General features: G+C 56.4%; 24 protein-coding genes. 12 read left to right on the top strand and 12 right to left on the bottom strand.

Annotated elements, in window-relative coordinates; all coding sequences use genetic code 11:
• Nucleotides 1–199 precede the first annotated feature (199 nt).
• Nucleotides 200–5,191 carry a hypothetical protein gene (locus NITLEN_RS08140; protein ID WP_121989099.1) on the bottom strand — a complete coding sequence of 1,664 codons (4,992 nt, stop codon included), beginning with the start codon at nt 5,189–5,191 and terminating at the stop codon, nt 200–202.
• A gap of 486 nt (nt 5,192–5,677) precedes the next feature.
• On the opposite strand from NITLEN_RS08140, the gene NITLEN_RS08135 reads away from it, so the two are divergent.
• Genes NITLEN_RS08135 through NITLEN_RS08125 form a run of 3 tightly spaced genes read left to right on the top strand, consistent with a single transcriptional unit; the run spans nt 5,678 to nt 7,811 of the window.
• Nucleotides 5,678–6,013 (top strand): hypothetical protein, encoded by a 336-nt coding sequence (locus NITLEN_RS08135; RefSeq protein WP_146216138.1) that lies wholly within the window; start codon nt 5,678–5,680, stop codon nt 6,011–6,013.
• Nucleotides 6,010–6,846, top strand: a complete 837-nt coding sequence (locus NITLEN_RS08130; protein ID WP_121989097.1) for an HDOD domain-containing protein — start codon at nt 6,010–6,012, stop codon at nt 6,844–6,846. Before NITLEN_RS08135 ends, NITLEN_RS08130 begins: the two co-directional genes overlap by 4 nt.
• Complete coding sequence (locus NITLEN_RS08125) at nt 6,843–7,811, top strand: GGDEF domain-containing protein (protein ID WP_121989096.1); 969 nt, start codon at nt 6,843–6,845, stop codon at nt 7,809–7,811. Before NITLEN_RS08130 ends, NITLEN_RS08125 begins: the two co-directional genes overlap by 4 nt.
• Nucleotides 7,812–7,891: 80 nt before the next feature.
• Here NITLEN_RS08125 and NITLEN_RS08120 read toward each other — a convergent pair whose 3' ends face one another.
• Nucleotides 7,892–8,281: a hypothetical protein gene (locus NITLEN_RS08120; protein WP_121989095.1), complete on the bottom strand. Its 390-nt coding sequence runs from the start codon at nt 8,279–8,281 to the stop codon at nt 7,892–7,894.
• Between the two features lie 606 nt (nt 8,282–8,887).
• Between NITLEN_RS08120 and NITLEN_RS08110 the strand changes: the two genes are divergently transcribed.
• From NITLEN_RS08110 to NITLEN_RS08090, 5 genes are all read left to right on the top strand, one after another.
• Nucleotides 8,888–9,628 carry a hypothetical protein gene (locus NITLEN_RS08110; protein WP_121989093.1) on the top strand — a complete coding sequence of 247 codons (741 nt, stop codon included), beginning with the start codon at nt 8,888–8,890 and terminating at the stop codon, nt 9,626–9,628.
• Between the two features lie 200 nt (nt 9,629–9,828).
• Nucleotides 9,829–11,388 carry a secretin N-terminal domain-containing protein gene (locus NITLEN_RS08105; RefSeq protein ID WP_121989092.1) on the top strand — a complete coding sequence of 520 codons (1,560 nt, stop codon included), beginning with the start codon at nt 9,829–9,831 and terminating at the stop codon, nt 11,386–11,388.
• Nucleotides 11,389–11,477: 89 nt separating this feature from the next.
• A complete protein-coding gene (locus NITLEN_RS08100; RefSeq protein ID WP_181416723.1) occupies nt 11,478–11,825 on the top strand; it encodes a PilZ domain-containing protein in 348 nt (115 codons plus the stop codon).
• 112 nt (nt 11,826–11,937) lie between these two features.
• Nucleotides 11,938–14,619 (top strand): MGH1-like glycoside hydrolase domain-containing protein, encoded by a 2,682-nt coding sequence (locus NITLEN_RS08095; protein ID WP_121989090.1) that lies wholly within the window; start codon nt 11,938–11,940, stop codon nt 14,617–14,619.
• Nucleotides 14,620–14,644: 25 nt separating this feature from the next.
• Nucleotides 14,645–16,753, top strand: coding sequence for an amylo-alpha-1,6-glucosidase (locus tag NITLEN_RS08090; RefSeq protein WP_121989089.1), 2,109 nt, complete (start codon nt 14,645–14,647; stop codon nt 16,751–16,753).
• A 113-nt stretch (nt 16,754–16,866) separates the two neighbouring features.
• On the opposite strand, the gene NITLEN_RS08085 is transcribed toward NITLEN_RS08090, so the two are convergent.
• From NITLEN_RS08085 to NITLEN_RS08070, 4 genes are all read right to left on the bottom strand, one after another.
• The gene (locus NITLEN_RS08085; RefSeq protein WP_121989088.1) at nt 16,867–17,145 is read right to left on the bottom strand and encodes a hypothetical protein; all 279 of its coding nucleotides are present in this window, start codon (nt 17,143–17,145) and stop codon (nt 16,867–16,869) included.
• Between the two features lie 201 nt (nt 17,146–17,346).
• The gene (locus NITLEN_RS08080) at nt 17,347–17,712 is read right to left on the bottom strand and encodes a hypothetical protein (protein WP_121989087.1); all 366 of its coding nucleotides are present in this window, start codon (nt 17,710–17,712) and stop codon (nt 17,347–17,349) included.
• 290 nt (nt 17,713–18,002) lie between these two features.
• Nucleotides 18,003–18,548 carry a hypothetical protein gene (locus tag NITLEN_RS08075; protein ID WP_121989086.1) on the bottom strand — a complete coding sequence of 182 codons (546 nt, stop codon included), beginning with the start codon at nt 18,546–18,548 and terminating at the stop codon, nt 18,003–18,005.
• Nucleotides 18,549–18,718: 170 nt separating this feature from the next.
• Nucleotides 18,719–19,072, bottom strand: coding sequence for a hypothetical protein (locus NITLEN_RS08070; RefSeq protein WP_121989085.1), 354 nt, complete (start codon nt 19,070–19,072; stop codon nt 18,719–18,721).
• Between the two features lie 394 nt (nt 19,073–19,466).
• On the opposite strand from NITLEN_RS08070, the gene NITLEN_RS17880 reads away from it, so the two are divergent.
• The 4 genes from NITLEN_RS17880 (at nt 19,467) to NITLEN_RS08050 (ending at nt 21,457) form a co-directional block, all read left to right on the top strand.
• The gene (locus NITLEN_RS17880) at nt 19,467–19,898 is read left to right on the top strand and encodes a TSCPD domain-containing protein (protein WP_146216137.1); all 432 of its coding nucleotides are present in this window, start codon (nt 19,467–19,469) and stop codon (nt 19,896–19,898) included.
• The gene (locus NITLEN_RS08060; RefSeq protein WP_181416722.1) at nt 19,895–20,482 is read left to right on the top strand and encodes a terminase small subunit; all 588 of its coding nucleotides are present in this window, start codon (nt 19,895–19,897) and stop codon (nt 20,480–20,482) included. Before NITLEN_RS17880 ends, NITLEN_RS08060 begins: the two co-directional genes overlap by 4 nt.
• 66 nt (nt 20,483–20,548) lie before the next feature.
• On the top strand, nt 20,549–20,989 hold the full coding sequence (locus NITLEN_RS08055) for a hypothetical protein (RefSeq protein ID WP_121989082.1): 441 nt from the start codon (nt 20,549–20,551) through the stop codon (nt 20,987–20,989).
• Nucleotides 20,990–21,016: 27 nt separating this feature from the next.
• Nucleotides 21,017–21,457, top strand: coding sequence for a hypothetical protein (locus tag NITLEN_RS08050; protein ID WP_121989081.1), 441 nt, complete (start codon nt 21,017–21,019; stop codon nt 21,455–21,457).
• Between the two features lie 132 nt (nt 21,458–21,589).
• On the opposite strand, the gene NITLEN_RS08045 is transcribed toward NITLEN_RS08050, so the two are convergent.
• The 6 genes from NITLEN_RS08045 to NITLEN_RS08020 all read right to left on the bottom strand — a co-directional run bounded on the left by NITLEN_RS08045 (nt 21,590) and on the right by NITLEN_RS08020 (nt 26,131).
• On the bottom strand, nt 21,590–22,219 hold the full coding sequence (locus NITLEN_RS08045) for a hypothetical protein (RefSeq protein ID WP_121989080.1): 630 nt from the start codon (nt 22,217–22,219) through the stop codon (nt 21,590–21,592).
• Between the two features lie 186 nt (nt 22,220–22,405).
• Nucleotides 22,406–22,546, bottom strand: a complete 141-nt coding sequence (locus NITLEN_RS18100; RefSeq protein WP_181416721.1) for a hypothetical protein — start codon at nt 22,544–22,546, stop codon at nt 22,406–22,408.
• Nucleotides 22,547–23,120: 574 nt separating this feature from the next.
• Entirely contained in the window at nt 23,121–24,035 is a 915-nt protein-coding gene (locus tag NITLEN_RS08035) for a HEPN domain-containing protein (RefSeq protein ID WP_121989078.1), read from the bottom strand.
• Nucleotides 24,036–24,041: 6 nt separating this feature from the next.
• The gene (locus NITLEN_RS08030) at nt 24,042–24,743 is read right to left on the bottom strand and encodes a thermonuclease family protein (RefSeq protein WP_181416720.1); all 702 of its coding nucleotides are present in this window, start codon (nt 24,741–24,743) and stop codon (nt 24,042–24,044) included.
• 44 nt (nt 24,744–24,787) lie between these two features.
• Nucleotides 24,788–25,198 (bottom strand): hypothetical protein, encoded by a 411-nt coding sequence (locus NITLEN_RS08025; RefSeq protein ID WP_121989076.1) that lies wholly within the window; start codon nt 25,196–25,198, stop codon nt 24,788–24,790.
• A gap of 228 nt (nt 25,199–25,426) precedes the next feature.
• Complete coding sequence (locus NITLEN_RS08020; RefSeq protein ID WP_121989075.1) at nt 25,427–26,131, bottom strand: Abi-alpha family protein; 705 nt, start codon at nt 26,129–26,131, stop codon at nt 25,427–25,429.
• Nucleotides 26,132–26,152: the final 21 nt, after the last annotated feature.

The raw sequence follows: 26,152 nt of genomic DNA, 5'->3' as shown, positions 1-26,152 counted from the left end.
AACACGATCCTGCGCCGTACAACTGATTGTCATGAGATCGGCTCTCCAGGTCAAGGCGTGCATTCCATGCGACTCCCGGTTCGAAAGAGCCGCCTCCTGATATAAACGTCTTGAGGAGCCGTGGGTTGACACCGATGGGGGACATAACCGCGGTAGCCAGCAGAATCTCGACTGTGCGGTAAGACCTGAAACCGTGAGGTTACTTCGACTTCGGAGCGGTTTTGGCACTTGCAACCGCAGGCTGGTTGGAAGGAATAGAGACGACGACGTCCTGCTGCGGGTCCGCATCTTGGTCCTTGCCATCGTGTCCCACGCTATACATGACCCCTCGCTTGAGATTGACCAACATCGGGAGGCCCGTATAGGGATCATAGAAGCGCTGACCGGCTTTGGCGATCCGCGCGAGGAGATCGGCGTCCTGCGGACCCCGCCGCAACCAAGCTTGCAGACTCGCCAGACGGAGATGCGCATCGGTATCGATGACCAGACCATTGTAATGATCCCAGGCCGGAAGCGGATCGATACCGATAATATTTTCTATCGGATTGGTCACATAGTCCATGACACCGGTCGCCGGATGCTTGATATACGCGGAGCGCTTTGGCATGGCGCCATACCGGCCTTCTCCGGCAGCTTTATAGGACGATTCGTAGTATTCAGCGTAGTCGTTGAATCGCCGTTGTTTCGGCAACGGCAGCATGCTGGCCACGCTGACATGGAGCGGCACGTCCTCACTCCGGTCAGTATCGAGTTGCGACTCGTACGATTTGGCCGCCAAGACCAACTGACTTTGCATCGGCCACCGCATCGACGACTCAACCGGATCGAGCGGACGAAGCATCTTGGTGATCTGCGGAAGCGTCTTCCCATCGAAGTCCGGCTTGCCCAGCAGTCCTGAGGCAACCGCAATATCATCGTTGATCGCTTGTAGAGCCATCACCTTGACGGGAAGGGTCTTCGCCTGGCTCAGCGTGGTCCGCCAAGCTTCCATATCCCCCTCCAGCCGTTCAACTCCGGCGTCAGGATTTGCCCCTTGACTAAACCCTTCCGCCACATGCAGCCGATGTGCGAAGAGAATCGCCGCACAGGGTGGCGTCACCGCCTGCCCATACCCCCAATCCTCGAACGGCATCTTGAGCCATTGCCGATACCGGCCGAGGGACACATTCGCCTGGCTCGTCCAGTCTTTCAGGCTGTCCGCTCGGACCTTGAACTGCCCAGCCGGATCCGCCGACCGATACCAATCCTGCGCCACGCTCGCCGACGCGTTCTTCTGATTGGCTCCGGTCACGCCCTCATTTTCACCATAGCAGACCGCGGCCATCCCTCCATCCTTGGCGTCAGATTTTCGTTCGTACCCAGCCTGAACCGGATCCGCCGTCGCCCCTGCCTCAAATCCGAGCAAGAGCAGATATCCGTTTTTTCCGGAGTCCGTCATGACACGTTGCGGGGGCGTCGTCAGACTTTGAAATGCCGGGCTCGGCTTTTCTTCCATCACCAGCCAGGTCAAACCCACTGCCCCAATGGCCATTGCCACAATCGCCACGGACAACACCCCCAGCCCCACAATCGACGCCACGAGTGCACGCGTCGTCGAGAAGCAGGAACCTATGAGCACCGACAACCCAATACGGACGCGTGCCAGCTTCGCGCTCAACCGAGGACGTGGTTTGGGAGCAACCGTTCGCTCAGCCGTCTGGATTCGCGTATGACGCCCCGATGACTGAAAGAGCACATCGACGGCCGACGCGGCCGCCGACGGTGCGGAGGCTGCCGGGCTTTCGTCATCTGGCACAGGAGAGGCCTGCGGCATCAGATGGACAGGCTCGGCTACAACCGGATCGATGAACCGAATGGCCTCGCCGGTTCGAATCCACTCTTCTTTATCCTGAACAGTCGGAGGAGTCGGCACCACTGTCTCGATTGCCTCGATGACCATCGAATCCGCCTGGGATACCGAATCAGCAGGAGCTGCCGGCAAATCGTCAAGCGGTAGTATGACGGCCGGAACTTCAGAGGCCGGCTCGATCGAATGTTTTCGTTTCTTGGCCGAAGGACGATGAGTTTGAACGGCCACTTCACCGGTCTTCCACTGCGACAGCGGCCCATCTTCAGCCGGAGGCATCTGTGCCGATGAGGGATTCGCCGCGAGCTCCGCGGAACTCGGCGCCGTTGACGGCTCTCGTAACGTTGTGGCCTCCGAAGCGCCCTCTTGGCTTTCAGAAGCACGCTCCGAAGATCTTGACTCAGCAGAAGTTGCAGGAATCGTGTTGGTCACCACCGACAGTTGATCGACCAGCGTCTGCAGGACCGGCAACAACTCCTGCGGCAACACTGGCGGAACCGATTCCGAAGAAAGAGAGGGCGCAAGAGCTGGCGCTGCACTCAAAACTGGCGCGTCCAGCTCGATCGATTCTTGAGCGACAGACGCCGGCTCGACCTGGGACACGATTCGAAACTCCTCGGAATGTACCAATGCATGGTCATCGGCCAGTACCGAGCTCACAGCCGATGGTACGTCTGCCGGTGGTATAGCGGATACCGTTGGATGGTGCGCCTGCAGCTCCTCGCCAATTGCTGGCGTCCCTTCTTCGGCGCGAATGGAATCCTTGAAACGGAACGCAGGCTCCGCCGACTCAACGGGAACCGCCTCCAGAGACCGAGATTCTTCGATGCGAACATCCAGCGAGACTGCCGGGGCTTCGACCGGAGCAAGAACTTGCGGAACATCGTGAGCGACGGCTGCATCAAGAATATCGATGGGCGCAACCGGCATCGCCGGAGGCTCCCCCAATGGGTCGCCTGAATCCATGGCAATGTCAGCGGATGAAATCGGGGCAGGCGTATCTTGGACCTGGTCCCAAGATATCGGCGAGACTGCCGGCTCGGCCAGACTGACAGATGCGGACACTGATTCTGAAATCTCCACAGAAACGACTGCGTCCGTTCGTTCATCCGTATAGACAGGAGCTACCGCCGGCTCTTCCGGAACAACGACATTCTCAGGCAGCTCGACAGGCACAACCCTACACTCTTCCAGAACCTCATCGGGTGCGCTCGGAGCACTATCAGCGAATGGAATCGTAACGGACGCGTGGTGGGCCTGCTCCTCAGGCATCCGTGAGATCACCGGCTCTACATCACTTGCAGACATTGGCACCGATTCCGACATCACCTCCAAGGAGATAGCCGGCGTCTGTTCCTCGTAGAGGATAGGCCTGTCTACAGCCTCCTGGGATATGGCTGGTGCCGCAAACTCAGATGGTTCACCCGGCGATGAATAATGGAGGGAGTCGTGCGGGGCCGGAGACGACGAGCCAAATGTCCAGGCACTGTTGAAAATTGAGGCCCACGAAAACTCCCCGATCTTTGGACTCGGCTCGGGAGCAGCGAGGCTCTCCGGCGAAAACGGAACATCGCCGGTCGGAGCGGACAGCGTGTCGTGCGACGCTAGGCTGCCAAGCTCGGGAGAAGGCGCGATAGCCTCCGCGGAAATCTGATCGCTGACGTCAGGGGGAGATACTTCCTGTCGTTGAATCAGAAGTGAATCCGGAGTCGCTTCTGGCAGAACGATAGGCTCCTGCGTGAATTCTTCAACACGAATCGGCGACTCCTGTGCCTGCTCCCATGGCATAGGTAAAGGCACAGACTCAGCCAGTCCATCCGACCGCTGTTCCTCCAAGTCAGAAATTGTCTGAGCTGGCTCCGGTGCCGGTGAATACGAACTCGCCGGCTCAGTAGCCGCCATGTCCGGTGCTGACCAAGCCACATCCGGTGAATATTCTTCGGTTGTGGCTAACGACAGCGTTGTGCCCATCCCCGCCAATACGGAAGACTCTTCTTCTTGCGCCCCACCTGACTCATCAGAAGACATGACCTTGATTGGTGAATCTTCCTGCGCCCCCGAAACGATGGACTCTGCGCTCTGAAAATCCGCCGAGAGAGATTCCCTGTCCGGTTGAGGACTCGCAACGGTTGCTTCCTGAACCTGCTCGCAAGGCAATGAAGCAGCGAGAGTATCCGATATGGGACTCGACACCGTAGCAGACACATCCGATTGAGAAGACTGCACCGCTTCAGCTACATGAGTCATCTCATTCGAACTGGTGGGCACAAAATCTTGGGGTATTGGCAAAGAAGCCACGCCCCATTCCACATCCGGCGAGACACGAACCGCCCCCACTGTCTCCTCATGCATTGGCGAAAGACTGGTGGGCGCTGCGTCCTGAAGCGCAATCGGAGATGAGCTCTCACTGCTTGAAATCGGGAGCGAGAGACTCAAACTCGATTCCACCGGAACTCGATCAAAAGAAGCGCCCTCTGGAGCAGAAATCTCCTCCGCAAGCGGAACAGCCTCCGATGCGGCGGGTAATTCAGCTGTCGATTCAAGCGGACCCACTGTCGATGAAGCGAACTGATCTGAAATATCAGGTTGTACGCTCTGGGCTGACAATACCGAAGTATCGGCTGATACATCATCCCACGGCATGACGCCGGAAACCGGGTCAGCCAGCAAGGTCGATGGACTCGGCGCTGCGGATTCCGATGACTCAACCGCCATAGGCGGTGCTAGGGCGTCATCCTGGGTCAAGCTCGGCGCAATCGCCACACGGGCGATTAACTCTCCTGTCTGTGCATCGAAATGGGATGCGAGACGGAATGCAGGAGGACTAGCCGGAGCTAGCTCACGAATCTTGGCATACAGTTCAGTCGGCAAGGCAGGGCGATCAGGGTCAGGGTCTTCGATGAGAATGTCGATCGCCTTGGCAAACTCTTCGGACGCGGCGAGTGCATCTCCCTTTTCCTGGTAGACCGATCCCAATTTCTCAATGAAGGGGACACACCGGGGACCGGCTGCGAGATACTCGCGGAGTAACGATTCCGCCAGCCAGTAGTCTTGTCGTTCAAGCGCCTCGTTCGCCAATGATTCGAAGGCCTGCCTCGCCGGGAGCAGGCTCCCCAATCGAAGATGAAGGGTGGCAAACAGCCGCCGCGCCTCCATATTCGCAGGATCGAGCGCCAGCAATTCTTTCAGCGCGGCTGACGACCGGCCATACTTCCCCGCATTCATTTGGGTAATGGCATCTTCGAGAAGAGCGGACTTCTTGCTGTATCCGATCACACCCCGCTTGTGACTACGGGATGGAACCTTCTTGTCGGCTTTGAGCGGAATTTTCTTATCAGCACGCACGATAGTAACTCTAGCAGATCACAACAGGGTTATAAGCCGTACTGGTGGCTGATTTGGACCAATCGAATATTCTCGCCGATTATTCCGCACCTGGGAGCCAAACCGCCCACGAGACTGCAAGCTAGGTGCCCCCCTCTACTTCAAATGTTCCTGCGCACAACCCGTTGAATTACTGACACCTGGCCAAAGGTCTCTCTCTTCGGCTCTTGATCAATTCACCATTTTTGAACGGAATGGCGGAATTCTGTTACGGCGATCGAGATGACGAGTTCCTGCCGACTCCATCCTTAATTCATCAAATCATGCACCAAACATCGTCCCTCCAAAGTCCCTCTAAAACACAAGAAGCAGTGCAAACCTTCAGAAATGGAGCACAAGATCCGATAAGAGAGGCACGGAGTGGATGTGTCTCATTCCTCTCTCTTGCTTCCTTGCCCTGAGAGGACGGGAGTGTTGTGACGATATTGGAACTCGGAGAATTTTCTGATGAAACGAGTGATACTGACCGAATTATTACCGGGAATGGTCCTCGCGAAGCCGGTCACGAACTCCGCGGGACTGCCGGTCGTTGCTGAAGGGGCCATCCTGGATGACGTGATGATCGCGCGGTTCAAGAAGCTGGACCTCCCATCCGTCTTTGTTGAGGGCGAGGCTGGCTCGGCCGGAGGCAAAACGCTGGCGGAGCTGGAGGTTGAGCTGGAACATCGCTTTCGGCACGTAGGCCAAGATCCGCTTCAACAGACCATTCTCGCGGCTCTGCGAGAACATCTTCACAGTACCCATGGAACAGCCGATCTTGAGAAAGGGGCGCCTGCATCATGAGTCCATCAGCGGCGACCGACTTTCGAAACCGCATTGAACAACTTGGCGACTTGCCGACGTTACCGCACGTCGTGCAAAAGCTCGCCTCCATGATCGGACGGCCAAACGTGTCCGCAGAGGAGATCGGCTCCCTGATCGAGAAAGACCAGGTCCTCGCGGCAAAGGTGTTGCGGCTAGCCAATTCACCTTTTTACGGATTTCCCTCACGCATCGCGTCGGTTCCCCACGCCGTCGTCGTGTTGGGACTCAACGTAGTCAAAGGGTTGACCCTCTGTGCGACTGCGCACGACATCATGAAAGATGCCGGGCTGGATCAGCTCTGGCGACATTCATTGGGGGTCGCCATTACCGCACAACTCCTGGGTAAACGGTTGGAGATGAAGAATGTCGAAGAAGTCTTCGTTGCGGGATTGCTTCATGACATCGGTAAAGTCATTCTGTATGTGAAATGGCCGGATGTGGGGAAAAAGATCAAGACCGCCAATCCATCCGGCGATCGCCCGATGATGCTCGTTGAACAAGATCTGTATGAAGTATCTCACGCCGATGTCGGCGGCTGGCTGGCCAACGCCTGGCATCTGCCTGCCACATTGCGCGAACCGATTCTCTTCCACCACCAACCGGGAGCGGCACAGGATGCCCAGCTGCAAACAGCCGTCGTACACGTCGCGGACGTGCTGGTCAAAGGGATGGCCTGCGGACACCCCGGCGACGAATGGGTTCCGCCCCTCTCCCGGCAGGCCTGGGATTTGGTCGGGCTCGATACGGAATCGCTGGCAGGCTGCATCTCCAGAGCTTCAGAAGAATTCCTTGCGATCGATGACTACCTATGACGAAGCCCACGGCAACCCAGCGCGTCCTGATACTTCACAACGATCCTGGCGAAATCGCCATCCTTTCCGGCATCCTCACCAAAGCCGGCTTTCAGGTAGCTGGCGGAGATCTCACCACCATCGCGCTGCACGAGCTTGTCCACAATCCCCCCCACGTCATCCTGGCAGCTGAAGGAACGAGCGGCCGATCGGTAGAATCTCTCACCCGACATCTTAAGAACGATCCCTTTCTCGGACGACTGCCATTGATCGTGTTGATTCGTGACATTCGCCTCAACGATGTCGACTGGGGCAGCGTCGACGTCGATGACTATATCTGCCTCCCCTATCGCCCGGATGAAATCGTCCACCGCGTGCGTCTCTGTTTAAGTCGGTTGACCCGGTCGCTGGACGCCAACCCGCTCACCCGACTTCCCGGCAACACGAGTATCCTATTCGAAACGACCGCCCGCATTGAGAGCGGCAAACCCTTCGCGTTGGCGTATCTTGATGTCGACAATTTCAAGTCGTTCAATGACCGGTATGGATACGGTCGGGGGGACGAGGTACTGGTGGTAGCCTGTCGTATTCTCACGACAGTCGTCGGTGAACGTGCCGGAATAGAAGGGTTCGTGGGCCATGTGGGCGGCGATGACTTTGTCTTTATGAGCCACCCCGATCATATCGACGCGATTTGCGAAACCGTGATTAAACGGTTCGACCTAGTGATTCCTGATTTTTACGATCGCGACGATCGGCTGCAAGGCTATATCGATTCCGTCGACCGAAAAGGGAACCACGAACAATTCCCCATGATGAGCTTATCGATTGCGGTCGTGACAAACAGCCACCACCCGATCGATCATCCCGGCGATGTCAGCAAGATCGCATCTGAGCTGAAAAAGCTCGCGAAAGCCCACAAGGGAAGCGTGTTTGTAAAGGACCAGCGCGGAACCGACGCCGTCGCAAAGGATGAGGCCGCTTAGCTCAAATCAGCGGGCCTGCATCCGATGTTTCGAGTACTAGTGATTGGATCGAGACAATGGCGAGAAGGCACAGCGACACGTTACTGGCAGGGCTCGAACTCATCACAATCCTCGATGGTAAAGCGCGAACCTACTTCATAGACATACCCGGACGGATAGGTCGTCCCGCCTTCCTGATTCGCGGCGCTCTTACATAATACTTTTCCACAACGCAGACAGTGCTGAACACCTTCCCATGATGGATCTCCGGCAAGATGTTGAACCGGCTGACCGACTTCGGAAAAGTCTTGAGGAAGGAGGACTTTTCGAACTTCCGCGACCAACCGGTGGGCATGATCTGCCGACTCCAGCTCGGAATCTTCCAACACCAGAACTAAAAGTCCGAGTGCTCGAACAGGATCCCCATTGGCTTCCTCAAGAAGCCGGTGGGCAAACGCCTGAACTTTTGTTTGAAGCCGCTGAGAGTCCATGATTTATGCCTTCGTATTTTCCACGTTCCTCTATCTATCGGGTGATTACAGACAATCCATGAGCCCAATTCATCCGAGCACGCCATCTGGTCACGAATTTTCTTGTCGAGCACAAGATCGCAGGTTCCGTGCCACTGGTTCATCTAGAATGCCCCTGCTTGCTCGAATGCTCCTCTTCCTCACTTACTTCCCCTACTGAACGCCATCGTACCCCCCGTATACCCAACGCGATTTCTTTTATACCTAGGGTCGTTTGGGAGTGCAGGATAGAGCCATAATAATCAAAGAGATGTATTGACTGGCCGCCACATATGGACAATGATGGCCCGGCTATATATGAGTAGTGTGCGTTGCACCCTCACATGGCACACATGCATGTCTGACCGTTCCAACAGATTGAGCCGCTCAGCCGATTGGCTCAATCCCTCATTTGATTTCTCTGTTGTTCTTATTCGGACACTTGATTCCCAATTCTTGGCTCTGCGGCACGGCTATGACCAAATGATCCCGTCAGTCCATATGAGCGCAGATGTGGACTCCGAATCCAGAAATGCCGAACATCGCAGCGTCTTACCGAATTGACCATTTACCCAAGGGAGGATGTCCATGGACACAGCGCACACTGATCTCCTGCAGGATTTTTCTCTCGTCACAAAAAGTTTTGAGCACCTGGGGCAACGGCTCTCGGAAGTGGCCGAGCAAGTCAGAACCACCGGCGTGCTTCCGTCGGAAAGTTTGATTGAGGAAATCGCCGCGTCCCGCCGGAACTTCACCGACCTCAGAGCTCGGGCGATCGAACTCGTCGGCCTGATGTCGGAAACTCCGAATGCCGCCGCAGAAGAGATCGGGTCGATGAAGGAGCTTGAGGCGCTGCTGCAAATGGCCGCAGAAGCCCAACGCAAACGCGCGCAACAAGAAAAGGCGCGCATGCGAGCATTGACCGTGCTGGATCGACTGCTCTCACTCGTACACCGTGACCAACCGGACTTCGCGCCGCTCAGCGAGAGCCAAGCCAAATCACGCGCCTTGCGTGAGGCCATTCACGACCACGCTGGCCCTGAGCTCCATCCGGACGTCACCGCGCTGGCTCAAGGTCGCCACCCTTTAGCCGAACTCCTCACACTTATCGAAGGATACAGTGACCTTGATGATGATCTCTGGCTCTTGCTCAAACATGCCGTGGCTGAAAACTTCGGAAAGTCATTGGCGATGAGCGCGGCACGCGGCAAGCTCTGCCCCTCGCCCACGAGGATGAATCCTGAGCACCAGCCAGATGAGTTTCGTAATGGAACAATAGCCTCTGCGGTGCCAGCCACCTTCACCGACGGAGAAAGCGGGCCCCACTGACGGTTGCGGCCACACAGCACGAACCAAACAAGACACTCCTTCTCAAGCCGAGAGATCATTGCGCCATATAGCCCTCCATCTTCTTACCGGCAATCTCGCTGTTCAAAACCCCCGCTCCGGTTGTCTCACCCGCCTTCGTGTGATAGCTTGCATGTCAAAGGGATCCCCCTTCCATTGACCCACTCTCTTATTGAGGCTGCGTGCTGACTGATCGATCGTTGCATGCGCACCGGCGCATTCCCTTAAAATATTCATGGCTTGTGGTGGCAGCAGTGCTCTCTGCTGGGCCGTTTCCCACGATAAGCCACGCAGAAACCGCTGCGTCCGCTTCCAATAAAATCACCCTCGACTTCAACGAGGTTGAGATTCCTGTTTTTGTTCGCTTCATCAGTGAATTGACCGGCAAAAATTTCGTCTTGGACGAGGCGATCAAGAAGTTGGGCGGAAAGATTTCGGTGTTCTCGCCGACCAAAGTCACACCGGATCAGGCCTACAGCATGTTTGTGGCGGCTCTGGAGGTCAGCCGGATTGCCGTCGTTCCCAAGGGCAGCGTCTATCAGATCGTGCCGATGGGAGAACTCCCTCCTGAGCGCGGCGTCTACGTCTATAAACTCAAGCATGCCAACGCAACCGATCTGGCGGCGGTCCTGACCAACCTCGTCGCCCGATCCCAAACGGTCGCGCAAACAGCCCCCGGTGCCAGGCCGCCCCTGCGCCCCCTGACGGAATTTGAAGCTCCCGTCCAAGTGTTTGCCGACAAAGCCACCAATTCCATCGTAGTCAGCGCCACCAAATCGGCCTATAGCCGGATCCAATCGGTCATTCGTGATTTGGACACCCGCAGAAAACAAGTCTTCGTTGAGGCCGTGATCCTGGAAGTGCAGGTTGATCGCCTCCGACAGATCGGAACCGATCCCTTGCAGGTCATCGGCGCCGGCAAATCAGGTGCGATGCAAGGCATTGCAGGGTTCAATCGCGCTCCGGAAGACCTAGCCGCCATCGCTCAAACCATCAGCGGCGTGGCCTCAGGTGGTTCCGTCACCGTTCTCAACACCATCAACGTCCGGGCGTTTCTCAACTTGCTGATGAGCCTCACCGACACAAATATACTTTCGACCCCGCAGGTATTGGCCGCCGATAACCAGAAAGCCAAAATCGTCGTCGGTGAAAACCGTCCGTTTCCGACCGGGCAAGCTCAAGGCATCACCGGAGGAACGTTGGTGACCATTGAGCGCAAAGACGTCGGCGTCACACTGGAATTGACCCCGCAGGTCCTGGAAGATGATCTGATCCGCCTGGAACTCAAGCAGGAAATCACTGCCATCGCCGAGAATGTTGCCCAGACGATCGGATCGGGCACCGCGTCCATCCCGGTCGGCCCTACGACCACCAAACGCTCAATGGAAACCACCACCATTGCAAGGGACAACCAAACCATCGTGGTGGGAGGACTCGTTCGAGACAACGTTACGCTCAGCGAACGGAAGGTGCCGTTCTTCGGAGACATTCCATGGCTGGGGTGGCTCTTCCGCTACCAAAGCAAACAGACAGAAAAACTCAACCTGCTCGTCTTCCTCACCCCGCATCTGATCCGTGACGAAAACGATATTGCCGAGCTGAGCCAACGGAAAGCGAAAGAACTCACGATCATTCAGCGCGATAACCGGATCGAAGAACCCACGCGTTTAAAACAAGACGTCATCGAACGCCTTGAGCAACCTGCGCCAATCCCCATCGAACCTGCTCACAAGACCCCCTGACCGACGGAGCCTTCCCCAGGCCCCTCCTCTGAGGGGTAGTAGACCGCTGTATGAACCGCTACCCTGTTGAGGATCACACAGGGTACCACATGATTCACGCTCTCCAGGCCCGCTCCACGGATCGCTTTCCCGTCACCTACCCCGTCGTGTTTGGTGGTGCTCCTTTTGTCGGCGAAGGCATCTTGACGGACCTGTCCGCTTCCGGCTGCGCGATCGCCTGCGATCGCACCGTCCTCTCCGGCAGCTATGTGCGACTCCATGTCTTGATGCCTGATCAAGCACCCTCCCTGGCGATTGAACTCGGCAAAATCCGCTGGGTCAAAGGCTGCATGTTCGGCGTTGAATTCATCCGCCTTCCCATACGTGCCCATCAGCAACTCGACCAGGTCATCTGGACTCGCTTCCTCCGCTCCCTTGACCGCCCCGCGTTCACCTGAGCGATCGCCCAGGCCGCCGATTGACGGCCGGTAGTATTGGGGATTAGGTTACTACAGTAATTTTCGAAATCGACCGACTCTAGCTTCATACTGTTGTGACCGAAGGAGTCGTATGGCCTCATCTCCCCAGCCCCCGCCGAGTTCCTCATCTCCGCTCCTCGCCGAGCAACACCGCCTTGATGAAGACACCCAGCGTCAGCGCCATTGGAAACGCTGGGGCCCCTATTTAAGTGAACGAGCCTGGGGCACCGTACGCGAAGATTACAGCCCACACGGCACCGCGTGGGAATCCTTCCCGCACGATCATGCCAGATCACGAGCCTACCGCTGGAACGAGGACGGAATCGCGGGCATCTGCGACCGCCATCAAATGATCTGTTTCGCCGTCGCCCTCTGGAACGGACAGGACCCTATTTTGAAGGAGCGCCTCTTCGGCCTCACCAGTAATGAAGGCAACCACGGGGAAGATGTCAAAGAGTACTACTTCTACCTCGATTCCACACCGACGCACTCCTACATGAAATATCTCTACAAGTATCCGCAGACCGCGTTCCCTTACGCCCGGTTAGTAGAAGAGAACCGACGACGTGGCCGCCAGGCTCTCGAATTTGAGTTAGTCGACAGCGGAATTTTTGACGACAATCGCTACTTTGATGTGTTCGTGGAATACGCCAAGGCAACGGTAGAAGATCTCTGCATCAGAATTCAGATCGTCAATCGCGGGCCTGAGGCCGCCACGCTCACCGTGTTGCCGACCATGTGGTTTCGCAACACCTGGTCTTGGGGATCGGATATTCGCCGCCCGAGACTGAAACAGGGCCAGCCAACCAACCAAATGAGCGTGATCGAAACGAATCACGACTACTATGGCAAACGGCGATTGCTCTGCGAGGGGCAACCACCGCTCCTCTTCACGGAAAACGAAACGAATACCCGGCGTCTCTATGGCGACCAGGATGGCGCCAAGTATGTGAAAGACAGCTTTCATGACTACGTGGTGGCCGGAGAGAAAGATACCGTTAATCCGGACCAGATTGGCACCAAAGCCGCCGCCCACTATGCATTCACTCTCGCGCCTGGCGCGACGAAGACAATCCGCCTGCGCTTTACCAACGAAGAGCAGACTCCGGAGTTCACCAAGCAGGACTTCGATGCGGTCTTTGATGCACGACTTCGGGAAGCCAATGAGTTCTACGACAGCCTCGCCCCGGCCACGCTCTCGGAGGATGCGCGCCAGGTGCAACGCCAAGCCTTCGCCGGTCTGCTCTGGAACAAACAGTTCTATCATTACGATGTCAATCGCTGGCTGAAAGGCGATGCCAGCATGCCGGAACCTCCCCGCGAACGCCTCAAAGGCCGCAACGTCGACTGGACTCATCTCTATAACGGTGACGTGCTCTCGATGCCGGATAAGTGGGAGTATCCCTGGTACGCCGCGTGGGATCTGGCGTTCCACTGCATTCCGCTCGCACTCGTCGACCCAACCTTTGCCAAAGAACAGCTCGTGCTGATGCTGCGCGAATGGTACATGCATCCGAACGGACAGATTCCGGCCTACGAGTGGGCGTTGGGCGATGTGAATCCGCCGGTCCATGCCTGGGCGGTCTGGCGCGTGTACAAGATCGACAAGAAACGCCACGGCGTCGGCGACCGACGCTTTTTAGAACGCTGTTTTCACAAGCTGCTGTTGAACTTCACTTGGTGGGTCAATCGCAAAGATGCCGATGGGAAGAATATTTTCCAAGGGGGATTCCTGGGCCTCGATAATATCGGGGTCTTCGATCGCAGCGCCCCGCTGCCGACCGGCGGCCGCATCGAGCAATCGGATGCCACTAGCTGGATGGCGATGTATTGTCTGAACATGCTCACCATGGCGTTGGAGCTCGCCCGTGACAACCGCACGTACGAGGATGTAGCCAGCAAATTCTTTGAACACTTTGTCTATATCTGCCGCGCCATGAACAACATCGGTGGAGAAAAAATCGAACTCTGGGATCGTGAGGACGGATTCTTCTACGACGTGCTGCATCTGCCGAACGGTGAGACCCGACACATGAAGGTCCGTTCCATGGTCGGGCTGATCCCGCTCTTCGCCGTCGAGACTCTTGACTCGGAATTGATCGACAGCCTGCCGCGCTTCAAGCATCGCATGCAGTGGTTTATCGAGAACCGGCCGGACTTTGCGCAACATATCGAGATCCGATCGTATGAGGGAGGCGTTCGACGCTTTCTTTCGCTCGTCGGCCGCGATCGATTACGGTCCGTGCTCGGGTACCTGCTCGACGAAGAGGAGTTTCTCTCGCCCTACGGCATCCGCGCACTCTCGCGGTATCACCGCGACCACCCGTATGTGCTGAACGTCATGGGCCATGAGCATCGCGTGGACTATGAGCCGGCGGAATCGAGCACCGGACTGTTTGGCGGCAACTCCAACTGGCGCGGACCGGTCTGGTTCCCCGTCAATTATCTCTTGATTGAATCACTGCAGAAATTTCATTACTTCCTCGGCGACCACTACAAGGTGGAGTACCCGACCGGGTCCGGCCACCACGCCACGCTGAGCCAGGTCGCCGCAGAACTCTCCCGCCGTCTCACGCACATCTTTCTGAAAGATGCCGCAGGAAAGCGGCCGGTATTCGGCGGAACGACACGATTCCAAAACGGCCAGCACTGGCAAAATCACATCCCCTTCTATGAATATTTCCATGGCGACAACGGCGCCGGCATCGGGGCAAGTCACCAGACGGGATGGACGGGATTGGTGGCGAAGTTGATTCAACAATCGGGAGAGTGACGCCGCTGACGGCTAGGAGCCTGACGTGAACATCGACAGCCACGATTGCCAGAGCCTGGACCGCACACTCAGCCTCGAATGGCTCGAAACGAATGGGCGGGGCGGCTTCTCGTCCGGCACCGTCGCCGGGGCCAACACCCGCCGGTACCACGCACTCTTGCTGACCGCGCGCAAACCACCAAGCGAACGGTTCGTGCTGGTGAATCAGGTGGAAGAGTGGCTCGATCTCGACGGGCAATCCTTTCCGCTCTCCACCAACTGCTATTCCGGCGCGATCCATCCGTCCGGCTATCTGTGTTGTACGGGATTCACGACCGATCCCTGGCCAACCTGGACATTTGAGTGCCGCAACACAACGATCCAACGTGAGGTCTTCACGGTCCACGGACGTGATCTCGTCATCGTTCGATGGAGATTGCTGGGCAAAAAAGCGCAGCGAGCGATGCTTCGCGTCAGACCGAAACTCACCGGGCGCGACTACCACGCCACGCATCACGAAAATGGACAGCTCTCGACGGAAGCTTCGGTCGAGACAGGGACCGTCACCTGGCGGCCCTATTCCACGCTCCCTCCCATACGAGCCTTCCATACCGGCGACTATCGCCATGCCCCGGAGTGGTTTCGCCAGGTCGAATTCCCCGTCGAGCAGCAACGCGGGCTCGACCATAGTGAAGACTGGTGGTCACCGGGAGAGTTTGCGCTCATGCTCGCATCGGGAACCGTTCAAGCCCTGGCGTTCACGAGTGAAGACGTCGGACAAATCAATGTTCCCGCTCTTGCCAAGCGTGAGCTGACCCGGCGCACATCGCTCACACAGAACGCGCCAACGGCTGACTCTCTAGCCGGCAAACTCTGGCGTGTCACAGAGTCCTATCTGTCCGAGCGGGGTCACCAGCAGACAATGATTGCCGGCTATCCGTGGTTCACCGACTGGGGGCGTGATACCTTCATCTCGTTGCCGGGGCTCTGCCTCGTGACCGGTCAAGTGGAAATCGCCTGGCAGATCATCGCCGCATTTGCCGCCCACGTCTCAGAAGGCATGATCCCGAATCGCTTTCCCGACGCCGGCGAGCAGCCGGAGTACAATACGATCGACGCGTCACTCTGGTTCATCCATGCCATTGATCGCTACTTCACCGCATCCCGGGATGACGCCCGTGTCCGCGACACAGCCTGGCCTGCCGTCAAACAGATTCTCGATGGCTATCGGCGCGGCACACGTTACGGGATTCGAATGGATGAAGACGGCTTGATCACCGGAGGAATTCCTGGCTCCCAGCTGACCTGGATGGATGCCAAGGTTGGTGACTGGGTTGTCACCCCGCGGCATGGCAAACCGGTCGAAATTCAAGCCTTGTGGGTGTACGCCTTGGGGGTTGGAGAAACCCTCGCCCGTCTGTTCGGCGAGGCATCGTACGCCGATCAATGCCGAACAGACCGGCAACGAGCCGTTGCAACATTTCAGCAACGCTTCTGGTACGAACAAGGCGGCTACCTGTACGACGTCATCGATGGGCCAGAAGGCAACGACACCTCCTTAAGGCCCAATCAACTCTACGCCATCGCACTGGGCCATGATCTGGTCCCGCGTGATCGCGCACAACAGATCCTTCAACTCGTGAAGAAACAGCTCATCACTCCGGTCGGGCTTCGCACGTTATCACCGGACGATCCGCGCTATCGTCCCCGTTATGAAGGGGGGGTGCTGGAACGAGACAGCGCCTATCATCAAGGCACCGTCTGGCCGTTCCTCCTGGGTCCGCTAGTGACGGCCTGGATCAAGAGTTTTGGACGGAACGCCAAATCCCGCACGGAAGCGAGAAGATTTTTGAATGGCCTCGACGCTCATCTCAGCGAGGGCTGCCTCGGACAGGTCTCCGAGATTTTTGATGCCGAGGCGCCGCATCATCCACGCGGGTGTTTCGCTCAGGCCTGGTCGGTTGCGGAGCCGTTGCGCTCACTGATCGACGATCTTGGAAGCTCCGTGAAAGAACGGCAATCCCCGGCGAGACCGAGCGCCATTCGGCAACGACAAGTCTCGCCTTCTCCACCTGTCGCTCCAAAAGCAAACCGTTCGACCAAGGCCCCGAAGAAGCCGGCCACGAAATCCCGGTCAACCCGTTCGGCTACGTAAGCTTACCGCCAACCATCGCTCTGCCTGTCGGTGAAAGAGAATGGCGCACGACGAGCGGAGTCCTGCCGTAAGACGACACGCCTGCCCGTGCCGCCTTACGACAATGCCCTGATTTAGCGGCGATTGGCTTGATCGCGGCGGCAGCTTTCCTCGGCCAGCATCCGTTGACCATTGGAGGCGTCCTTGGGAATACGCGCCATACAGGCATTCAGATTGTCTTCGACCGCGCCGGCAGCAACTCGCTCGATATTCTTTGTCGTGCCAAACACCGCCCCGCTCCCGGATGTTCCTGTTGTTCCCGCTGTTCCCATTGCGCCATCGCTTGCACAGCCACCAAGCAGCAGTCCCACCACTGCAATCACACCACGCAGGCCGAGTGAACGATCTGACATAACAATACCTCCTCAATATGAACTGTACATAAAGCAGTAGTCTCGCCATCCTACTGTGCCAGCGTGGGAAGAACAAGCCAACTCGCCAGAAAGACAGGCATTCAGGCTGGTTGGGGCAAGAGATCTGCATCTCAATGGCCGGACTAGGATGGCGCACCACCCGTAGCCCGGCCACGCCAGATCACGCTCCGTCAGTCGCCGTTATTGCGGCGAGGCATTGACCTTGGTTCCCTCCGTTACCGGCGGTTCGATCTTAATGTTCGGTCCCTGCACTGTGGGCAAAACTCCCGCGCCGGGTTTCTCCATGATCCGCTCGTTATTGCGATTGATCGACAGGCTCTGCTTGGAATGGCTATCATCAAATGCGGCGGCGTTCACAAGCGACCCTGCCCCCGTCGCATTGGTCTGACCGGGATCGTTGGCGAGGGATTGCCCTTTGACCGGATCGATCGCTTTGCCCATCGGATAGCCTGGATGCTTCGGCAGCATATCGGGATTGGCAAACGCCGGCGAAATGGCCAGCAGCAGGACCACGGATGCAGCCACAAGAATACGTGAGGTTTTCATGATGCAACCTCCTTGATGATGGTGGGAGACACAACAACGCCCTCGAAGGGTGGACCTCGGCGAGGGCGCTCAGCAGCGGACAAAAAGAGGGGATGCGTGAACAGCGGTGAGAGGGCTACCCCGGCTTCATACGGCACCTCCGGGCTCATTCAGCATAGCCCCCGAAAAAAGACACCGTCAAGCAGGCGCAAACCGGCTCTCAATGGGCACTTGGCGAGAAACAAGTCCGGTAGGGGAACGCCCGCTAAGGCAGGAGGACACCGCGCGCGGGAGTGGCATCGACAGCGAGATCACTCCTGCAATGCGCTCTTTCGGAGCAGTGCGCGCATCTTCCAGAACGAGAGAGCCGGCTCGTTGACGTCCGGATGCTCCAAGTCGATCTGAATATTATGGAGCGGCGGTGTTGTGCTGAGCGATTGAGTGACCGGGTACCAACAATCGTACTTAAGCCCCCATCGATCCCGATAACTCAATCGGAGATAGCCATGGCTCTGCGGCTTCGCCCGCAACGGGGTATCCGGCCCCAACACGAGCGAGGCCGCGTGCTTCTGATAGCGCGGGCCCTGTGGATACACTTTCTTCACTGAAAAGCTGCCTTCCCACCCCCCGAGATGCAAAACACAGTCGTAGGCCACCCCGCGCCCAACATTTTCGAGCTGCGGAATGAGCGTGAGGATATTCCCTGCGGTCATCGCAGACATATTGGTGACCCGGAGGATAGGCTGTTGCGCACGGAAATCGTCGCGTGTTTGAGCCGAAAACACCTGCCACAAATAGTACGCAGCTCCGCCGGTAATGAACAGCACAAGGAACCCGGCCCACCAGATCCACTCCATATCCACTCTCTGTCCTCGAAATATGCCGCGTGCGGCTGAATCGGAGAGAAGCTACGTTCTAGCGAGAGAAGAGTCAACTGGGAGGAAGCGCGGGAATATCAGGAATGGGCGCGCGCCAGGGCCTTTTCAGTAAAAAACCCTGGCGGCGGTGATGTAGTCGGGTTGTATCGTTACTGGACTTCGACTGTGATGGTCTGTGTGGCGGAGACGAGCTTGTGATCCTTGTTCGCGCCAGTCACCGTGATCTGGTGCTTGCCCTTGCTCACCCCTTTGAACGTTCCGGGAAAGCCCTTCTGATATTGATTATCCAGGTACACGTGGGCGTGGCCCATCTCGGATCCCTTGGTCATTTCATACTTCAACTCAAAGGTATCGCCGACCGTATCGCCGTCCTTCGGAGACGTGATCACGATCTTCGATCCGTCCTCGATCGGCGCATCTGCCGCAAACACTGGCGCGCCGCCGAGTACACCCACCAGCGCAATACCGAGTCCTATCATTCCGATACGTCCTACCATCTGCATCACGACCTCCTTGTTTAAACCGTCCCAAATAACCCTTACACTCTACCACCCTATCACTCCATACGGAACAATGGCGTGGACAGATTCCTTTCGCACGCGCAAACCCCACGAGGGTACGTGCCAGCGAAGGAGCGTATCCCACGCATCCGTTACCGAACTGACGCATCGGGGTATCGGCCAATCGTCAACAGCCTATGAGGAAACGAGATGGGGTGAGTGACGGGTTTCGAATTTTATGTGACCATCAAGCCAATCAACAAGATCAAGCACTTAGCTCGGCAGATCGAGGCAAAAGCAGGCAAGAAATACGCGAATCCGCAACCAGCCGCAACCAGAAATCTAAGTCTCAGGACGGTACTACAGATACGGCGGCTTCTGGCGAGGAGCTGCCGTCATGAGCCAACGTCTCGTTCTCCCCGCTCGTCGACGACACGTCATCCAGAAAGTTCGCATCTCCGGGCAGCGGACGCTCTACCTCAGCGTGCATGACGATCCTCAACCAGCCGAAATCTTCCTCAGGCTCAAAGGTCCGGACTGCACTTCTGAGTTGATTGGCCTCTACGACGTCATTGCCCGCCTGATGAGCGTAGCCCTGCAGTACGGCGCTCCGCTTGAAAAGGTCGGCGATCTCCTCGCTGGAGCCAAATTTGATCCATGCGGCCCTGTGTCCGGGCACGATCGCCTGAAGCATTGTTCGAGTGTCCCGGATTTGATCGGCCGGCATCTGCTGGTTGAGTATTGCGGACATGATGAGTTGGCCCATGCTCAGGTTTCGAATGGGTCATCTTCCATACACCAAAAGATACATCGGGAGGTGCCGGAGTGAGTAAGTTGACATCCAAACAGGAACGCTTTTGTCAGGAGATCGTGATTGGCCAGAAGCTGACCGAGGCATACCGAGTGGCCTATGTGCCCAAACAGATGAGCAAGAAAACGATCAACGAAAAGGCATGCCGTTTGGCAAAGATGGGCAAGATTCGGACAAGGATCACAGAACTTCGTGCACCAGTGGTGGCACAAGTGCAAGAGACCATGGCAAATCGACTCACAGAGTTGGCCTGTGCGATGTTCCTTGATCCCGCCGATTGTTTCGATAACTTTGGCCATCCGTTGTCCCTTCGGGCGATGCCCGAGCATGCTCGCCGAGCGATTGCGGCCTATGAAGTCGATCCAGTAAGTCTTGTCACGAGGATCAGGTTTGTCGATAAGCAGAGCGCGATTATGAACTACTCGAAGCTGGTGGGAGATATTCCGCGAGAGAAGATGAAACAGTCTCCGTCCGCTCCTCCGGCACAGTTCGATCTCTCGAAGCTGACCGATGAGGAATTTAAAGAGTTCATGCGGATAAGGAAGAAGGCGATGGTCGGGCCACGGATGGAGCCTAAACAAATAGGACACGGCGACTCATGATCTCGAAGGTGTCAGGTCAGGACATCACATAGTAAGTCGGGCAGTTTATTAACCAAGGAGGCGCGTATGAGTTCATATGGAATCGGGCAAGGGGTTGAACGAGGCGTGGGAATGGTAACCGATATGTTCATTCGAGGCATGCAGATGAAACAGCAAGACAAATACATCGAGCAACAGAGGGAAATGCACCTCGATCGTCTTGCTGTCCAACAGGGCTGGCAGATGGGTCAAAATGAATGGAATCGGGGCCCATCCGGACTGGGACCGAGTTATGAGGACGCGGAGCAGGCGGCCCAACTGACGGCCACCCGGCCACGCATCCCCTCGTCTCAACCCATCGAGACGCCTGGGAAGCTGGGGATTCCGCTATCGAGATTTGAGGTTGGTCAGGCATCGACACCAGCTCCGAGACCTTCCCCAGCAGCCAAACCACCGATGGTGAGCCCTGCCGCCCTGTTGGCATCGCCCCCCTTCATGCGTCGACCACGCATGAGAACGGGATATTAGGCTCGCTTCCAAAGGACACGAGGAGTTATGGAAGCCGCGATCGACCTGGCACACTATCTTTCAGAGCAAACGCTCATGCCCATGTATGAGGTCATGGAGATCTACCAAACCGGGGCACCGTGGCCGATCATCTTCAAGGAATTGGAGCGCACGGCGCAAGAAGATGCCCAGGCCTCAGGCTGTCCGGTAGAAACCACTCGAAAGGCGCTCAATCAGCTCTGTGATATTGAAGGCGCACAACTCAAGGCACTGGCGAAGGATGCCGAGCGAGCCGTGGTCCAGCTCGAACACACCGTTCCATTCTTCGAGCTTCCCAAGTTCCGCACGATCCTTGACCAGCACCCCTTCATTCAAGACATGTGGCAGTATTCTGCGCGAGTCGCGGTACGGGTGGGCGGAACGGAGACATCGAAAGTGTTCGCGGTCTACCTATCGCTGCTTCAATATGCGTGGGAGCATCCAGAATAGGCACGGGGCGTCTGCCGAGAGTAGGAAGCCGTGAGGACGTTGAAGTGAGGAAGCCTGCGGGGATTCCACGGTGAAAACCAAGCGGCCAGGGCATAACAAGACGCGACAAGCCAAGGCAGTGAGAGAATCTCGCTAATAGCAGTCCGTATAGGTGTAGCTTCCCACCTGGGACGACGTACAGTTGACGGAAGGCTTCACGACAGACCCAGCACTGCGGCGTCGTGCCTCTTCGCGTAACCCATCCTCAAGCGCATCATTCACTAGCACCTCGACTTCCTCGTCTGACATCGTGGGGTATTCGTGACGGTACTTTAGCCGAAATACCGGACGTTTTGCCGCGATGTACTGCTCACGATACTGCCGGCCTGCTTCATAGGCTTTTTCATACATCTTCTTTCTGGCCGGCGTCATCCATTCTGGTTCCTGCGGAACTTGCGGTTGCTGAGTGGCCGGCTGTCTAGCCGCTTGAGGAGGCGCTGGAGCGGTCGCTGGCGGCATCACTAACGCGGCTGCCCCTCCCTCAGCGTCCGATTCCGCTGGTGCAGGACCAGCATTCAAATACTTGGATCCGACAGGTCCAGGCTGCAAGGCAAAGGCGTCCGGATCGTTAAACTGCGGCTGGGCTGTCATATCGGGCATGGGAAACGGAGCCGTATAGGCCTGCTTGCGAATGGCTTGCCTAGATTGGTCTTCCTTGGTCAATCCACCATCAGTGGCACACCCGCTTAGGAACAGAATGGTCAACACAAGCGCAAAACGCATGGTGCATCTCCGTGTACCTCGAGTAGCTCTCTACTGATCACCTTATCTGTATATCAGGCGCTTTGTCGCTGTACGGCTGCATCGTCTCCCCGAGATTCGGCACGTCCTCCTCGCTCGGCGGGAAGACTTGATCTCGAATCATCTCCATCGCTTCGTGCGGATACATCCCCTGCTGTTCCAGGAAGGTCAGGCTGTCGCTGGCTCTTTGTGCTGATCGAGGACGTACTGATTCAGCCGTCCCTCGGCCTTCAATGCCCGGAACATGTTTGGGCGATGCTGCTTGAGGTGGTCGTGAATCTGCCATCCGAGACTATTGAGACCGTTCATCGAGTACCTCTCGTCAAGAAACGCAAGGTCGAATGAAGCGAGTCACCCATTCTTCTAACTCATCCCAACTCCGGGGAAAGAGGTGCTGCCCTAAGCCCTCAAAGGGAATAAACACACGGAAACCCAGGTACGAGTACTCTCCAAGAGGCCCAACCAACACACGCTTCCCCTCGCGTTGCTTTAGCTGCAAGGCCTGTATGAATGGTTTCCCTTCGTGATTTTCGCTGATGCAATCGGAAGAGAGCGTATCTCGGCCTTCGAGTTGTATATCCGCTCCCTGGCGAGTGAACCTTCCCGCTCGTCGACCGTATACAAACCCCGACCAATAACTCAGCCACGCAAAGCGGCCGGAGGTGAGGAGATAGATCACGTCGTATTGGATCTGGGGCGGAAGGTCAAAATTCTCCATGTAATCGTGACCCGTCACCCTCAGGTAGGTCCCACTGACTGAACCGGGGAAGGTGTCAGCCGATTGAGAAGCATCTTTTGCATCCTGTGAGGTGATCCGTCGAACTGCCATCGTCAAAGCCCTTCTATTCGCCAACCTCGAACGTAGGTATTGGTCGGGCTAGTCTCACTTAAATGCCAAGCCGTTCAGATAGGAGTCTCTTCCAGCTCCGTCAATATTTTCAATAGTTGAATTGTCGTTGAGGATGGTTAATAGAGACCTGCGGAGAAGCGTTTCAGAATTCAACGTGAACTCGTTGAATTTCTGATCGCTGATCTTGGTCACCTTGAATCCATGGACGAGCTTCGATCTTATATCGTAGCAAGCCTTGACCAATTTGAATGTTTCCTTTGCCTTGGATCGATCAGATTCCAAAAAGAAGGCTACTCTTTGGGCCAACTGAAATGTCACCTCACCTGTATCAGAAGTGCCAAAGAGGCTTTCCATTGCGAGCCACATGAGAAGAGAGCGGAATTCTACAGTTGGATCGGAGAGCGCTTTTGTTATAAGCAGAGCAGCTGTATGAATTGCCTTCCCACGTGATACGGCATCAAGAGCCTTGAGTGTCTTACTTACGCCTACCAGGTCCTCTGAGCTAAGCTCACTTTGTGCAGCTTCCCCTGATCCGTAGGTAGGGCCGTAAGTATGAATTGCAGCGGTAATCCACGCGATGTCATGCATCTCAGCGACAACAACTGTGGTGAAGGTCAGTGCTGTTGGGCGAACAAGCCAGAACGCTAAATGGGCAAGCCGTATTCGTTGCTCGGAGTCGTCGTGTTCGGACCAGACTGGAGCTTGCCCCAATCCTTGCGAAGGTGATTTCTCCGAGCAATACTCTATAGCTATGCAGTGATGGCAACCATCCGCCACTATCGTTTCTCCAACTTGCTCCCGAAGACCGTCGATCACATCGGGTATTGCGGTGCAATCAGGGGCCGCCTGTAATGAAACCCCCTCACTCAGCTGATACGGCAGAGCAAGGCTTTTGGGAATGACCCCATGCGGGTGCATTAATGCAAAGGCTACCCACGATTTAGACATAAACCCTCACGGACAGTTCCCTGCTAATCGATATCCCGCCTCTTCCGCTGCTTCGATACTCTCAAATGTGACTCGGTTTCCGGCCGACACCTTGCCATAGCCGGGACAATCAGCCCGGTGAAAGATATGGCTGCGCCTGTTACCAATCACCGAAGATGCGAGAGATTCAGTTGAAGCGGACTCGAGAGCCCGAGAAACTGTCTGACCAGGACAATCGAAGTCAGACACGTCTGGCACCTGTTTCCGCTGAAGTTTACGATACACCCACGGCGGAATAGGAACCGGATCCTTCCAGAGACCGCGCTTCGCGTCTCGAGCTTCTTCCTCAAGTTGCTTCAGCGATTCATCGGAGGAATGACGACAGTACCACCAAGCCAGTCCGGCTTTGACCAATTCCTTGTTGAGGTGAGTACCATCCGATAAGAACACGTCGCCGATCGTGCGGCCATACTTATCGGCGCCATGAGCCAAAACCCTTACTTCCTGCTTGGCAAGGAAATCCTCGGCAAACTGTTTCGCCCGCCGGCCATAATCCTGCCCCTTCTCTGGAGTATCGATGCCATTGAGGCGAATCCGTTCAGTTTGGCCATCATGCAGCACGTCGATCGTATCGCCATCGATAACCCCAACTACACGGCCGGCGAATTCTCCCGCGAACGCGGGAACAGCGAGAAGGACCGTGAGAATGATCACCAAGGCAAAACGCATAGACCGCATGCTAACAGGCTTGTTTTGTCCTGGCGAGGGCCTTACTACCGAGGGGCAAATCGGATGAGCATACGGAAGACGACAAACTCCGACGGGCTGACCGGTGCCATGCCGACTTCGCAGATCAGGAACCCGTTGTCGAGGTCGGTCTGCATCGTGGTGGGGTGATCGCACCGGAGGAAGAAGGCTTCCTGTGCAGACCGTCCTTTGAGCTGATCTTTCGCCCAACGCATCACAAGATGCCCGCGCAAAGTCGCTGTGAGCTGCGCTCGGGTCTCGGACGTATTCTCCTCATAGACGACCCCAGCTAGCTCACGTTCACAGATTTGCTCTAGCGAGGCCCGGACCAGTTCCCGCGTGACGGCAGGCATGTCCGGGGCGCCAGGATCAATCTCGTCGATATAGATGCCGGGAGCTACGGGGGCGCTAGTGGGGAACATCGAGGCATTCGACATAGCTGGTTCTCCTTGTGTGAGGTTCCTACAAGGATCTCAGCAACCCGCGTGCCGAACGTGGGGAGGGTGTCACAAGGGGGAAAGTGGGGAGTTTGTGGGGTAATTTATGGGGTAAGTGAGGAAGGTTAGGTGAAGGTGTGGTATCGGGGAAGATACGAGAGCTCAGAGAAGGATACAGAGGGCCTCAGATACTTAGAGCAAGCAGGAAGTGCCAAGCAACCAATCAGCCTAATTGTTTCGCTTCTTGGGAGAGTGTTTTGGCGACCGCTTCATCTTCTTCGGACCTCTGCACATCTGAATAAATCTCAGACCGAGAACTGTAAGCTTCAACGGCTGAAGGTCATCCACAAAGCTCGAAGGTGTCGCCCAAAAAGGAGCATCGTCCCCTTCACGACCGTCACGACATAGTTTAAGTCGTGATAGGTTTTCAGTCGCTATCACGAACCGCTGGTGACTGAGACCGAGCAATAGTTTCAATTGCCCGCTGTTATGTCGCGCATAATCAAGACCACGCTCTTCCTCAAGCATCCAAATATAGAGCCTATCGAGAATTTGTGCGTCATCCACGCTCAGCTGGGATAGGATATGAGGGAAACTTGGATGAACCGCATCCCCTGCTGTTGATGAAGCGAGAAGGCCTGCCCACTTCTCAATCAGTTCATCCTCTGTTTCAAGTGAAACGTACTCAAGTATCGGAAGTGCGACCTTTTCATTTAGCGTCCGCTTCTTTATGCCAGCCTTCTTAATTTGGCGATCTGCTTCGAGTAACGCACGGACTACACGCACTCTACCTCGTATTTGCAGCTCTGTGGCTTTAAGCTGCCCTTTCACCTTTACGATAGGCTCATAATAGAGTTTCGTGACCTCGCGAAATTCTCTCGTCCCCCGCTCGAAAGCCTCAAATATCCTACCAATACCGAGTAGGTCATCCATCGTAATCCATTGCTCCGATAT

Origin of the sequence: Nitrospira lenta, from assembly GCF_900403705.1 — a bacterium.
GTDB lineage: Bacteria > Nitrospirota > Nitrospiria > Nitrospirales > Nitrospiraceae > Nitrospira_D > Nitrospira_D lenta.
Note: the sequence above shows the minus strand (reverse complement) of the source record. Positions and strands in the feature narration are given on the sequence as shown.